This window comes from Streptomyces sp. NPDC003034, from assembly GCF_053591375.1.
This window is the reverse complement of sequence record NZ_JBSFTS010000011.1, coordinates 19412-32930: the sequence shown is the minus strand read 5'-3', so window position 1 is coordinate 32930 and position 13519 is coordinate 19412. Positions and strand designations below refer to the sequence as shown.

Below are 13519 nucleotides of genomic sequence, written 5' to 3'. Positions count from 1 at the left end.
CCCCGCTGATCACTCCTGGCAGTCACAAATGATCATCACTTCCGCCGGGTGGCCTGCTCACACCACACGGGTCAGTCGACCTGTACTCCGATGAGGCACGTGTCGTCATCGGTGTCGGATGCGCTGTAGGTCAGCAGGTTGTCGAGGCGCCTTTCGAGTGACTCCAAGGGGCGTGCGGCCACGTCGAGGAGCTGTGTCAGGGAGTCCGTCACGGACACGTCCCGGCGCTCGACGAGGCCGTCGGTGTACATGAGCAGGATGTCCTCGGGCTCCAGCTGTACCTCTACCTCTTCGAAGTCCGCGTCGGGGATCGCTCCGAGGAGGAGGCCGGAGGTCAGCGGGAAGGTCTTGGCCTGCGCTCCCCGTACCAGGACGGGCGGCAGGTGGCCGGCGCGCGCCCACCGCAGCGAGCGGGTGGCGGGGTCGTAGATGCCGCACACGGCGGTGGCTGTGAGCTGCCGGGTGAGGTCGTGGGCGACGCGGTTGAGCCAGGAGAGCAGCTGGGCCGGGCCGGCGCCGGTGACGGCGAGACCTCGTAGGGCGTTGCGGAGGACCACCATGCCGGTGGCTGCCTGGATGCCGTGGCCGGCGACGTCACCGACGCTGATGAGGATCTTGTTGTCGGGCAGTACGACGGAGTCGTACCAGTCTCCGCCGACGAGGGACTGGGATTCGGCCGGGCGGTAGCGGACGGCGATGCGGATGCCGGGAACCTCCAGGGGGGCTGGGGCGGGGGGCATGATGGCGTGCTGGAGCTGGAGGGCGAGTTTCGTGCGGCCGGCCGATTCTGCTTCGCTGTCGGCGAGTTGGTCGCGCGTCGCTGCCAGGGCGACCTCGGTCCAGTGCTGCGATGAGATGTCCTGACAGGCTCCGCGGACGGAGCTCAGTCGTCCGTTATGGTCCAGGACGGGCTCCGCGACCATGCGGATGTGCCGGATGATGCCATCTGCGCGTTTGAGCCTGAAGTCCACCGAGGACTCTTTGAGCCGGTGCAGGAGGGTTCGCAGGAAGCGGCCGAACGAGTTGACGTCGTGGGGGTGCACGTAAGTCGTCAGTTCCTGGAGCGGAACCGGGGAGGCTGTCGATGGCAGTCCGAACAGGGAGAAGAGCTGACTGTTCCAGCTGATGTCGCCGGTGGTGGTGTTTTCCTCGAAGCCGCCGACTCGGCCCAGGCGCTGGGCGTGCTGTAGGAGAGTGGCCAGCCGTACGCTCTCGTCCTCGATCTTCCAGATGACCAGGAGGGCTGCGCCGTGGCGGGTGATGCTGACGTCGGCGACGGTGACGAGCGGGACTTGGTCGACGATGGTTTTCAGCGTGGTGCGTGGCGCCTGGCAGGGCTCTCCGGTCGCGTACACGCGCTCCAGCAGGGAGAAGAGACCGTTGCTTTCGGCGGCCGCCGGGAAGACCTCCAGGAAGTGCGTCCCGGTCAGCATCGAACGGGGCCGGCTGGCGGGGTCGGTGAACCTGGGGTTGGTGTGGTGGATGCGGAAGTCCGCGAGGTGACCGGCCGAGTCGAAAGTGGGAGTGAGGATCAGTACCGGGTCGCAGAGGTGGTCGGCGAGGTCTGTCAGTTCCGCGACGCCCGCCAGATCGGAGGCGCTGGGGGTCAGGGATGCGGGCTCGGGGGACTGTTCGTCCAGGGTGCGGGCGCACAGTTCGGCCAGCGCCTCCAACTGGCGCAGGACCGGGGGCTGCTGGGGCGGCAGGGGGCTCGTCCAGCTGACTTCCAGGACGCCGATGATGCGTCCGCCGGTGCCGGCCGGGACCATGATGCGCCCGCCGTCCGGGTGCTGGCGCCTGCCGATGGTGGGGATGCCGGAGGAGGACAGGGACTCCACGATGGTGAGTTCCCGGCTGGTGATGGCCAGCCGGGCGCATGTGGCGACCTCGGGTGGGACGTAGCGCCAGCGGCCGGCGTCCTGCGCGGTGAAGCCCGCCTGGCCCACGAGTGCGAGCGAGGAGTCCGGCCCGACCGACCAGATCGCCACTCCGTGGGCGCCCAGGGCTTGGAGCGCATTGTCCAGCAGGGCAGTGGCCACGGCCTGTGAGTCGCCGGCGGCGAGCATGCGGCTTTCCGCCGCCCTCATCCGGAGGAGGGGCGCTGTGACGTCGGGGGTGGCGGTTTCGGCGTCCGCCGCCTGGAGGAACTGCTGCGCGAGTTCGCTGACGTGGTCGCGGGCCGCCTGGTTGATGATGTCGAGTGCCAGGGCGAGGACGGTCGCGTTCGACTGCTCGGCCAGCTTGGCGAGCTGTCGGGAGGCTTCGCCCGGCCCGCATCCCAGGCGCCCCACCAGAATGCCTTTGGCCAGTTCGATCAGCGCACGCCCATCGGCGGCTTCCTGGGCCTCAAGAGCCTCCTGGCGCAGACGCTCGACGGTGGCGGCCAGGCGGCCGACGTCGCCCGGCTGACCCGTGCCGGACGGGGCAGCAGCGTAGGGCGGTTCCGGATCCGGCCTTCGGCGCATGCCCGGAACCTCCAGGGTTCCCGCGTGTTCGGAGGGCGCTTGGTCAGGCACGGGAGGCTCCCGGGGCGTCCGTGGGCAGGAGCCAGTGGCGCAGCCGGGCGACGAGGTCGTTCGCGTCGACGGGCTTGGTGATGTAGTCGCTCGATCCGGCGGCGAGGCTCTTGTCGCGGTCGCCGGGCATCGCCTTCGCGGTGACCGAGATGATGGGGAGATCAGCGTACTCGGGCATGGCCCTGATCTCCGCTGTCGCCGCGTATCCGTCGAGTTCGGGCATCATCACGTCCATCAGGATCAGGTCGATGCCGGGCGTGCTCGTCAGTGTTTCGATGCCCTTGCGGCCGTTCTCGGCATGCAGGACCCGGATGCCGTGGAGTTCGAGGATGCCGCTGATGGCGTACAGGTTGCGGGGGTCGTCGTCGACGACCAGGACGGACTTGTCGGCCAGACTCGCATCGACGTGGGCGTGGCCCGGTGAGGTCGCGTCGCTGTCGGGCCGTACGAGCGGGAGGACGTCCTCCAGGCCGTCGACCGACAGGTGCAGGGTGATCCGCTCGCGCAGTTCGTCGAGGCTGGCGAGTACCTCCAGGCGCTGTCCGGATGCGTGCCGGGTGACTTCCTCGTCCAGTTCCTTCGTCATCCTGCGGTTGTCGTGGGCGAGGACCGGCAGAGATGCCAGGGCGGGGTCGCCGGCGAGGGCGCGCAGGAAACTCAGGGCTTCGTCGTTGGCTCCCAGCTCCAGGACCACGCAGTGGAAGGGCGACTGGGCAAGCATGGTGGCCGCCTCCGTGGCCGTCACGGCCGTGACGACTTCGACCCTCGCGGCCGGGTCCACTGCGGCCCGTCCGGCGGTCAGGTCCGAGGCGGCGCTCTCGGCGACGAGGCTGAGAAGACCGTTGGTGCGGGCTTCGATCACCAGAAGCCGGCGGGGACCGCGCTCGTCGGCCGGGTCGCCCTCCGGCTTCTCCTGCGCGTCAGGCGTCTGCTCCAGGGCGGGGACCGGGGCGTTCCGGTCAGGGAGATCGCTGTCGCGGGTGACGGGAAGGTAGAGCGTGAACGCTGATCCGACGTTGGGCGTGCTGATGGCGGTGACGACGCCGCCGAGGAGCCTGGCGATCTCCCGGGTGATGGACAGGCCCAGGCCCGTACCGCCGTACTTTCGGCTGGTCGTGCCATCGGCCTGCTGGAACGCGGCGAAGATCACCTCCAGCTGCTCCTCGGCGATCCCGATGCCCGTGTCGGAGACCCTGAACGCCACCACCGGGCCGGAGCCCGCCAGCTCGGCCGGGAGCTCTGCGGCGCGCGCCGGCTCGATCTCGACCTGCACCTTGCCGCTTTCGGTGAACTTCACCGCGTTCGACAGCAGGTTGCGCAGGATCTGCTGGAGCCGCGCGTCATCGGTGAACAGCTCCACCGGTACGCCGGGCGCGGTCACGATGTCGAAGTCGAGGCCCTTTTGGGTGGTCAGCGGCCGGAAGGACGCCTCCACATAGGCGAGCAGGTTTTTGAGGGACACCCGCTCCAGATTGACGTCCATCTTGCCCGCCTCGACCTTCGACAGGTCGAGGATGTCGTTGATGAGCTGGAGGAGGTCGGAGCCGGCCGAGTGGATGATGCCCGCGTACTCGACCTGCTTCGGGGTCAGGTTCCGGGACGGGTTCTGCGAGAGCAGCTGGGCGAGGATCAGCAGGCTGTTGAGCGGCGTGCGCAGCTCGTGGCTCATGTTGGCCAGGAACTCCGACTTGTACTTCGAGGCCAGTGACAGCTGCTGGGCCCGGTCTTCGAGTTCCTGGCGCGCCTGCTCGATCTCCAGGTTCTTGGTCTCGATGTCGCGGTTCTGCGTGGCGAGGAGGGCAGCCTTCTCCTCCAGCTCGGCATTGGACCTCTGCAGCTCGTCCTGCTGGACCTGCAACTGCTCGGAGCGGGCCTGCAGTTCGACGGTGAGGCGCTGCGACTCTCCGAGGAGTTCGTCCGTGCGGGCGTTGGCGACGATCGTGCTGACGTTGACGCCCACGGTCTCCATCAGGCGAGCGAGGAAGTCGCGGTGCACCGGCGTGAAGGCGTTGAAGGAGGCGAGCTCGATGACGCCGAGGACCTGCTCCTCGACGAGGATGGGCAGCACGATGAGGCTGGCGGGTGTGGCGCCGCCGAGCCCGGAGGAGATCAGGTAGGTGGGCGGTACGTTGGTGGCGGTGAGGATGCGGCGGCTGCGGGCCGCTTGGCCCACCAGGGTCTCGCCGTTGCGTACCCGCTGGGCGGCAGGGCTGTCGGACGGCCGGCCGAAGGATCCGATGAGGGTGAGCCAGGTCTCGCCATCGGTCTCCTCGGCGAGGTAGAAGGCTCCGTAGCTGGCCTCGACGAGCGGGGCGAGCTCGTCCATGACGAGCTCGGCGACCACAGCGAGGTCCCGGTGGCCCTGCATCAGGCCGGAGATCTGCGCCAGGTTCGACTTGAGCCAGTCCTGTTCGCGGTTGGCCCGGGTCGTCTCGCGCAGGGAGCCGACCATGGAGTTGATGTTGTCCTTGAGCTCGGCGACCTCACCGGATGCGTCGACCGTGATGGAACGGGTGAGGTCGCCCTCGGCGACGGCGCTGGCGACCTCGGCGATGGCGCGGACCTGCCGGGTCAGGTTGCCGGCGAGTTCGTTGACGTTCTCGGTGAGGCGCTTCCAGGTGCCGGAGACGCCCTCGACCTCGGCCTGGCCGCCGAGCCGGCCCTCGCTGCCGACCTCGCGGGCGACACGGGTGACCTCCGCGGCGAAGGAGGACAGCTGGTCGACCATCGTGTTGATGGTCGTCTTCAGCTCCAGGATCTCGCCCCGGGCGTCGACGTCGATCTTCTTGGAGAGGTCTCCGTTGGCGACGGCCGTGGTGACCAGGGCGATGTTGCGGACCTGGCCGGTGAGGTTGTTGGCCATGGAGTTGACGTTGTCGGTGAGGTCCTTCCAGGTCCCGGCGACGTTGGGGACCCGGGCCTGGCCGCCGAGCCGGCCCTCGGTCCCGACCTCGCGCGCGACGCGGGTGACCTCGTCGGCGAAGGCCGACAGGGTGTCCACCATCGTGTTGATGACCCCGGCCAGCGCCGCGACCTCGCCCTTGGCCTCCACCGTGATCTTCTGCGACAGGTCGCCGCGGGCCACCGCCGTCGCCACCTGGGCGATGGAGCGGACCTGGCCGGTCAGGTTGGACGCCATGACGTTGACGTTGTCCGTCAGGTCCTTCCAGGTGCCCGAGACACCGCGGACGGTGGCCTGACCGCCCAGATTGCCCTCGGTGCCGACCTCGCGGGCGACGCGGGTGACCTCGTCGGCGAACGCGGAGAGCTGGTCGACCATCGTGTTGATGGTCTCCTTCAACTCCAGGATCTCGCCGCGGGCGTCGACCCGGATCTTCTGCGACAGGTCTCCCTGCGCCACCGCGGTGGTCACTTCCGCGATCGAGCGGACCTGGGCGGTGAGGTTGTCGGCCATGAAGTTCACCGAGTCGGTCAGGTCGCGCCAGGTGCCGGACACCCCCTTGACGTCCGCCTGCCCCCCGAGTCGTCCGTCCGTGCCCACCTCGCGGGCGACGCGGGTGACCTCGTCGGCGAACGCGGAGAGCTGGTCGACCATCGTGTTGATGGTCGTCTTCAGCTCCAGGATCTCGCCGCGGGCGTCGACCCGGATCTTCTGCGACAGGTCTCCCTGCGCCACCGCGGTCGCGACCTCCGCGATGGAACGGACCTGGGCGGTGAGGTTGCCGGCCATGAAGTTCACCGAGTCGGTCAGGTCGCGCCAGGTGCCGGACACCCCCTTGACGTCCGCCTGCCCCCCGAGCCGTCCGTCCGTACCCACCTCGCGGGCCATACGGGTGACCTCGTCGGCGAACGCGGAGAGCTGGTCGACCATCGTGTTGATGGTGTTCTTCAGTTCCAGGATCTCGCCCCGGGCGTCCACCGCGATCTTCTGCGACAGGTCGCCCTTGGCAACCGCCGTCGTCACCTGCGCGATGTTGCGCACCTGGTCGGTCAGGTTGCCGGCCATGAAGTTCACCGAGTCGGTGAGGTCGCGCCACACGCCGGCTACCCCGGGCACCTCGGCCTGCCCGCCGAGCCGGCCCTCGCTGCCGACCTCGCGCGCCACCCGGGTGACCTCGTCCGCGAAGGAGGACAGCTGGTCGACCATCGTGTTGACGGTGTCCTTGAGCTCCAGGATCTCACCCCGGGCCGCTACGTCGATCTTCTGCGAGAGGTCGCCGCGCGCGACGGCGGTGGCGACCTGGGCGATGTCGCGGACCTGAGTGGTGAGGTTGCCCGCCATCGCGTTCACGGAGTCCGTGAGATCGGCCCAGGTTCCGGACACGCCCGGGACGACGGCCTGCCCGCCGAGGGTCCCTTCGGTGCCCACCTCCCGGGCGACACGGGTCACCTCCGAGGTGAACAGGGAGAGCTGGTCTACCATGCCGTTGAAGACGGTCGCGATCTCGCCCAGCAGCCCATCGGCCTCGTCGGGCAGACGGGTACCGAAATCACCGTCACGCACGGACGTCAGTCCGGCCAGGAGCTGGCGGAGCTCGGGCTCCCCCACCGCCCCAGAAGTCTTCGCGCTCGTCGCGGTACTCACCGGCATGACCATCCTTGTCCCATCTCCGTCAGAGCAGGACAAGCTCGAAGCCGTGAGCGTCCCTCGCTCAGCCTAAACCAGGGCCTCCGTCGCCCTGGCCCGCCGTTTGCAACAAGTCCCCGCAGACACCCGCACCCGATGCGACGCTCGTCACGGGCGGCCCGGCTCACAGCGCCCTGCGGACGCCCGGGCAATCGACTGAGGACGCAGGGCAGCCAGCCTGGAGCGGATCCTGCCGGCGTGGGTTCGGGGTGGGTTGGGTCACATGGCGAGCATGCCCTCACGGAGCCGGGCAAGGGTGCGGGTGAGGAGTCGGGAGATCTGCATCTGGGAGATGCCCAGGCGGGCACCGATCTCTGCCTGGGTCATCTCCTGGCCGAAGCGCATCTGCAGGATGAGCTTCTCTCGCCCCTCAAGTTTCTCCAGGAGCGGGGCGAGGCTGTGGATGTCCTCGAAGAGTTCCATGGCCGGGTCCTCGCTACCGAGCATGTCGGCCAGGGGGCGGGGAGCGGTGTCGGATGACTCGTCCTGGTCGTTGTCGAGGGACTGGCTGGAGTGGCCGTTGGCGGCGACCAGTCCTTCTATCACCTCTTCGTCGCTGAGCCCCATGTGCGCCGCCAGCTCACGGACCGTCGGCGATCGGTCGAGCACGGTGCTGAGCTCTTCCTTGCCCCGTGCCAGTTCGATGCGCAGTTCCTGGAGGCGCCGCGGGACGCGGACGGCCCAAGTGGTGTCGCGGAAATGCCGCTTGACCTCCCCGGTGATGTAGGGGAGGGCCAGGGTCGTGAACTCGTTGCCGAGGGTGGGGTCGAAGCGGTCGATGGCCTTGATCAGGCCGATGGTGCCCACCTGGATGATGTCGTCCATCTCCGTACCGTCAGTCCGGTTGCGGAAGCGGCGCACCGCGAAGTGGACCAGGGACAGGTTCATCTCGATCAAGGTGTTGCGGACGTACTGCCGCTCGTGGGTGCCCTCGTCCAGGGTGCGCAGCCGCTCGAAGAAGACCTTGGAGAGGGCCCGGGCGTCGGCGGGGGCGACCTCGCGGCCATTCGCGATGCGGGGAAGCTGCTCCGGCGACTCCGTGATGGTCTCCGTCACGGCCTCGGCCGTACCGGTCACGGACTGCGTGGTGAGGGTGTTCATGTCAGCGCTCCGCGGGTTCTCGACTTCGTAGCCGAGGGCTCCCCCGGACACTGCCGCCTGTGTGGCTGCCCCCTGAGCTTCGCTCCTTCACCCCACACCCGTCAAGAAATACGCGAAATAGTTTTCGCGAGTTGCGTTGCCGCAGGACTCTCGGCCGTGCCCGATCTCCCGCCGACGACACCGACCAGTGCCCGATGTCTTGACCAGCCGGGCCGCCTCACGTCTCGGGCGCCTCACGTGTCGGGCCGCCTCACGTGCCTTGAGGGCAGCCGCCGCGGCCTCTTCGAGATGCCGGCGGTGACTGGCGGAGACACGGGATGTACGGGCCACGCCACAGGAGTGCACCTCGCCGTCGTGCAGCCAGCTCACCGTCTGGAGTCCGGAGTGCGGATGCGGCGCGACCTGCATGCCCGGCTCGTCGGCGATGTCGTCCGGGCCGTAGTGGTCCACGAAGCACCAGGCGCCCACCATGCGGCGGCCCAGGTTCGGCAGGAGGCGGCGGACTTCGGTGGACTGCCCGAGCTTGACCGTACGCGGGCTGAGGAGCTCGCGTACCGGTTCCGCGACGACGAAACCGCGGCCGCCGCAGGTGGAGAGGGCGGGCTGGCGATCGAGATTGCTCATACGGACAACCTAGCCCTGCCCCGGCGGCTACCGGGAGTGGAACGTTCCACGCCACGGCGGCCCTGGGAGGCACTCGGCACGGGCCTCCGGACACCGGGTCCCACCGGCGCCGCGAAGGGGCAGCCGACCCCGACGCTGCCGCTCCCCCGTTTCCTCCGAGCGCCCCGCCCCGCTCTCGCGCAGCTGATGCCGGGCCGCGCCCGCGCCCCTCCGGATCCCCGGAGGGCCGCCGCGTCGGCCCCCGGAGTTCCCCGGCCAGCGGCGGCTCGGCCCCGCCCATGCGGGGCCGAGCGCCCGCCTCGGTTAGCCTGGGGCCACGATGAACCGTCTGACCACGCCTTTCGGCTCCTACGAGCTCACCCGCTTCCCCGAGGACCCGCGCGACCGGCTCCGCGCCTGGGACGCCGCCGACGAGTACCTGCTGCGCCACCTCGACTCCGGTACCGGCGAGCGCGGACCGGTGGATCTGGCCGCCGCCGGCCAGATCACCGTGCTCGGGGACCGCTGGGGGACGCTGACGACGGCCCTCGCGGCGTACCGTCCCACACAGATCACCGACTCCTCGCTGACTCGCTCCGCCACCGCGGCGAACCTGGACCGCAACGGGATCGGCACCTCCAAGGCGACGGTGACGCTGCTGACCACGCAGGACCCGCCGCCCGAGCGGATCGACGTACTGCTGGTGCGCGTACCCAAGAGCCTGGCGCTGCTGGAGGACCAGCTGCACCGGCTGGCGCCGCACGTGCACGCGGACACGGTCGTCATCGGTACGGGCATGGTCAAGGAGATCCACACCTCCACGCTGCGGCTCTTCGAGCGCATCCTGGGTCCGACGAAGACCTCCCTCGCCGAGAAGAAGGCCCGGCTGATCTTCTGTACGCCCGGCACCCCCGGGGCCACGCGCCCCGCGGCCGCGGACCCCTGGCCGGTCACGTACACCGTGGACGAGGACGCGGGCTCCGGTTCCGGGCTGACCGTCGTCAACCACGCCGGGATCTTCTGCGCCGACCGGCTCGACGTCGGCACCCGCTTCTTCCTGCAGAGCCTGCCGACCAACACCGACGGCGCCCGGGTCGTGGACCTGGGCTGCGGCAACGGCGTCGTCGGGACGGCGGTCGCGGTCGCCGATCCGGACGCCGAGATCGTGTTCACCGACGAGTCCTACCAGGCCATCGCCTCGGCGCAGGCCACCTACCGGGCGAACGTGCGCGAAGGCCGGCGGACCGCCGAGTTCTTCGTCGGAGACGGGGTGGCCATGCTCTCCCCCGGCTCCGTGGACCTCGTACTGAGCAATCCGCCGTTCCACTCCCACCAGGCGACGACGGACGCGACCGCGCTGCGGATGTTCGCGCAGTCGCGCAAGGTGCTGCGGCCCGGCGGCGAGCTGTGGATCGTCGCCAACCGGCACATGGGCTACCACACGCACCTGCGCCGGCTCTTCGGCAACAGCGAAGTGGTGGCCAGCGAGCCGAAGTTCGTGGTCCTGCGCGCGGTCAAGCAGGATCGTCCGCGGCCTATGTGACCTGCCAGTACGTCCTACACTCGGCCGCGTGAGCAGCCAGACGCGGTATGACGGCCGAGTAGACGGCGGGGGCGGGCGCTACCGCCGGGAGGACGTGGCCCGGGCGGCCGGCGTCAAGGTGCGCAATCTGCGCTACTACCAGGAGCGCGGGCTGCTGCCGCCCCCGCGCCGGGAGGGCCGGATCGCCTGGTACTCCGACGACCACCTGACCCGGCTGCGGATGATCAGCGATCTGCTGGGGCGCGGCTACACCGTCAACGGCATCGCAGAGCTGCTGCACGCGTGGGAAGAAGGTGGCGACCTGTCCCAACTCCTCGGCTTCGAACGGGAGATGACGCGGGACTGGGTGCAGGAGGACGCGGTCACGATGACCCGGGCCGAGCTGCGGGCGCTCTTCGGCCCGACGGCGACGGCCGAGGACACCCGGCGGGCGGCGGAGCTGGGGTACGTGACGGTCGAGGGCGACCGGGTGACGCATCAGAGCCGACGGCTGCTGGAGGCGACGCTGACGCTGGTGCGCCAGGGCGTGCCGCTCGCGGAGATCCTGGACGCGGGGGACTTCGTACAGACACAAGCGGCGGCTCTGGCCGACCGGTTCGTCGGTTTGTTCCGGCGGCATGTGATCGGCGAGGACGGGCTGGAGCGGCTTTCGGCCACGCAGTTGGAGCACATCTCCGAGGCGGTGGCGGCGCTGCGACCGGTGGCCGGTGAGGTCGTGGCCACGGAGTTCGCGCGGGCGATGGCGCGGCGGGTGGAGGCGGAGGTCGCCGAACTGCTGCGTACGGAGCAGTAGGAGTCGGCCTAAAAGGTGCGCTCGCGCAACCTTGCCAACCGTCATTGGCACTCTTACATTCAACTCACTCGTCGGTAACAACAATCGGTGCACAGCCGAAATAAGGGACGATCTCATGGCAGATTCCCCGCACTTATCCGACCCCTCCGGAATGTCCGGCCCCTCCGATCGATCCGGCCCCGCCGGGGGATCGGAAGGCGACGGCCGCGTCCGCTGGCGTCGGTTCGCCCTCCTGACCGTCCCCGCCGTGGCCGTCACGGCGGGCCTCGGCATCGCCCTCGCGCAGGGCGCGCTCGCCGCTTCCTTCGCGGTGTCGGGACAGCAGTTCAAGGTGTCGGCGCAGAGCCTGCAGGGCGAGGGCTTCGCGCAGTACGGCAGTGTCGACGTCAACGCCCGCGGCGAGCTGATCCCGGTGGCGGTCACCGCCATCCGGGAGGCCAAGCTGCACAGCCTGTGCCAGTCGGTGGTCACCACGCTCCCGGTGATCGGTGACATCTCGCTCAATCTCACGGCCGGCCAGAAGAAGCCGGTCGAGGCGAGCAACCTGTTCGTCGACGCCACCCAGCTCTCCGGTGACGCCGCCTTCACCAACATCGAAATCGGCCGGGACGCCTCCACCCTCGACAAGGGTCCGGCCGAGGCGCAGGGCATGCAGGACCTCTTCGCCCAGCAGGCGGACACCGTCAGCATCACCGGTCTCCAGCAGACGGCGTGGGCGACGAACGCCGGCACCTTCAAGCTTTCCGGCCTGAGCATGAACGTCAGCAGGGGCAAGAAGGAATGCTTCTGAACCGCCGCCGTCCCGGACCACGCGGGCGTCCGTCCGAGCCGGAGCCTGGCACCGGCGCCGGGCGCGGAACCGGGGCCGGGACCGGGCCCGAGCACGGAACTGGGACCGGGCCCGACCACGGGACCGGGGCCGGAAGCGGGCCCGGGCGCGAAGCCGGTCGCCGAACCGGGCGCGGGCGGGATCCCAGGTCCACGCGGAAACCCGGACCCGGGCGGTGGCGGCGCTGGCGACGCGGCAGGCCTTTCTGGGGAGGGCTGTTGGCCATCCTCGCGGGCGTGGAGATCTGTGTCCTGCCGCTGGCACCGCTGAAGGTCATGCTCCAGCAGGGCGTGGCGGGGATCCCGTCCGTCCTGCTGGGGGTCGTCATGATCGTGCTCGGGCTCACCGCCTGGTTCTCGCCGCCGCAGCGCAGCCTCGCCGGCGTGCTGACCACGCTGATCGCGACCGCCGCGCTGGTTCTGTCCAACCTGGGCGGCTTCCTCATCGGGACGCTGCTCGGCATCGTCGGCGGCGGCCTGATGTTCGCCTGGCAGCCGTCCGCCGCCCGGCGCACCCACCTCACGGACTCCGCCGAGCCCGCGCAGCCCGCCGGGCCGGTCGATTCGGCCGACTCCGTCGACTCGGTCGATCCGGCAAGTAACCACCGATCCGGCAGCAACCACTGATTCGGCCGTGCCGACCGAGTCCCAGTGACCACCGAGCCCGCCGCAGGGAGGAGTACCTCCCCGCGGTAGCCGGGACTCCCCACGCCCAGTCCCACCCTTGGTCACACCTACACCCCCACCCCGCTACCGCACCCTCAGCCCCGCTCCCTCCACCTCGCACCACCATCCCCAAGGAGCACCGCCATGATCCGTACACGTACCGCGCTCGCCCTCGGGCTGGCCGCCGCCGGGGCACTCTCCCTCGCCTCGGTCACCGCAACCGCCGCCCCCTTACCGCTGGCCGGGTCGACCACCGTCACCCCGGCCGGGCACGCCTTCAAGGCCACCCTCAGCGGGAAGGCCACCCTCAAGGCCGGATCGGTCACGGTGACCTGCACGGTCTCCGTCTCCACCGGTACGGTCCCGGCCGCCCCGGGCAACCACAACCCGGCCGGGCCGGTCTCCTCGCCGATCTCGCCGCCCACGTACACCTCCTGCACCTCCAGCACGCCGGGAGTGACCCCCACGGTCACCACCAGCGGTGCCTGGACGGTGTCGATGCAGAACGGCGCCCCGAGCACGGCCACGCTGACCGTCCCGCAGGGCGGGCTCGTGGTCAAGACGACCGGTCTCGCCAACTGTACGGTCACCACCGCGCCCACCGCCCCGGCCGGGGTGGGCGGCAGCTGGACCAACGGCGCTCCGTCCCGGCTGACCTTCACCAACGCCTCGGTACCGGTCAAGGTCGTCGGCGGCTTCGGCTGCCCGACGAGTGCGACGAGCTCCGTCTTCAACGCCGTGTACACGGTTTCCGACACCACCGACCCGGCGCAGCAGATCACCGTCGGTCCCTGAGTCCCAGGTCGCTGAGTCCCTGAGTCCCTGAGCGCCTGAGTCCCCGACCCCGCCGGCAACGCAATGACCGCCGCCCTCCGGTGACC

Annotated in this window: 8 protein-coding genes and 1 pseudogene; 5 read left to right on the top strand and 4 right to left on the bottom strand. The window is 69.9% G+C overall.

The features are described from left to right. Nucleotides 1–71: 71 nt before the first annotated feature. The 4 genes and pseudogenes from ACWDX7_RS14095 to ACWDX7_RS14080 all read right to left on the bottom strand — a co-directional run. Complete coding sequence (locus tag ACWDX7_RS14095; RefSeq protein WP_451489664.1) at nt 72–2465, bottom strand: SpoIIE family protein phosphatase; 2394 nt, start codon at nt 2463–2465, stop codon at nt 72–74. 43 nt (nt 2466–2508) lie between these two features. Further along, on the bottom strand, nt 2509–7062 hold the full coding sequence (locus ACWDX7_RS14090; protein WP_451489665.1) for a HAMP domain-containing protein: 4554 nt from the start codon (nt 7060–7062) through the stop codon (nt 2509–2511). 261 nt (nt 7063–7323) lie between these two features. Next, nucleotides 7324–8205: a SigB/SigF/SigG family RNA polymerase sigma factor gene (locus ACWDX7_RS14085; protein ID WP_451489666.1), complete on the bottom strand. Its 882-nt coding sequence runs from the start codon at nt 8203–8205 to the stop codon at nt 7324–7326. A gap of 342 nt (nt 8206–8547) precedes the next feature. Then, nucleotides 8548–8829, bottom strand: a pseudogene (locus tag ACWDX7_RS14080) (pirin family protein); the annotation flags it as partial. A gap of 328 nt (nt 8830–9157) precedes the next feature. On the opposite strand from ACWDX7_RS14080, the gene ACWDX7_RS14075 reads away from it, so the two are divergent. The 5 genes from ACWDX7_RS14075 to ACWDX7_RS14055 all read left to right on the top strand — a co-directional run bounded on the left by ACWDX7_RS14075 (nt 9158) and on the right by ACWDX7_RS14055 (nt 13433). Then, entirely contained in the window at nt 9158–10351 is a 1194-nt protein-coding gene (locus ACWDX7_RS14075; protein WP_451489692.1) for a methyltransferase, read from the top strand. Nucleotides 10352–10379: 28 nt separating this feature from the next. Beyond that, nucleotides 10380–11144, top strand: coding sequence for a MerR family transcriptional regulator (locus ACWDX7_RS14070; protein WP_451489667.1), 765 nt, complete (start codon nt 10380–10382; stop codon nt 11142–11144). A gap of 151 nt (nt 11145–11295) precedes the next feature. Continuing rightward, a complete protein-coding gene (locus ACWDX7_RS14065; RefSeq protein ID WP_451489693.1) occupies nt 11296–11934 on the top strand; it encodes a DUF6230 family protein in 639 nt (212 codons plus the stop codon). Between the two features lie 257 nt (nt 11935–12191). Then, the gene (locus ACWDX7_RS14060) at nt 12192–12599 is read left to right on the top strand and encodes a DUF6114 domain-containing protein (RefSeq protein WP_451489668.1); all 408 of its coding nucleotides are present in this window, start codon (nt 12192–12194) and stop codon (nt 12597–12599) included. A 183-nt stretch (nt 12600–12782) separates the two neighbouring features. Then, complete coding sequence (locus tag ACWDX7_RS14055) at nt 12783–13433, top strand: hypothetical protein (protein ID WP_451489669.1); 651 nt, start codon at nt 12783–12785, stop codon at nt 13431–13433. Nucleotides 13434–13519 lie beyond the last annotated feature (86 nt).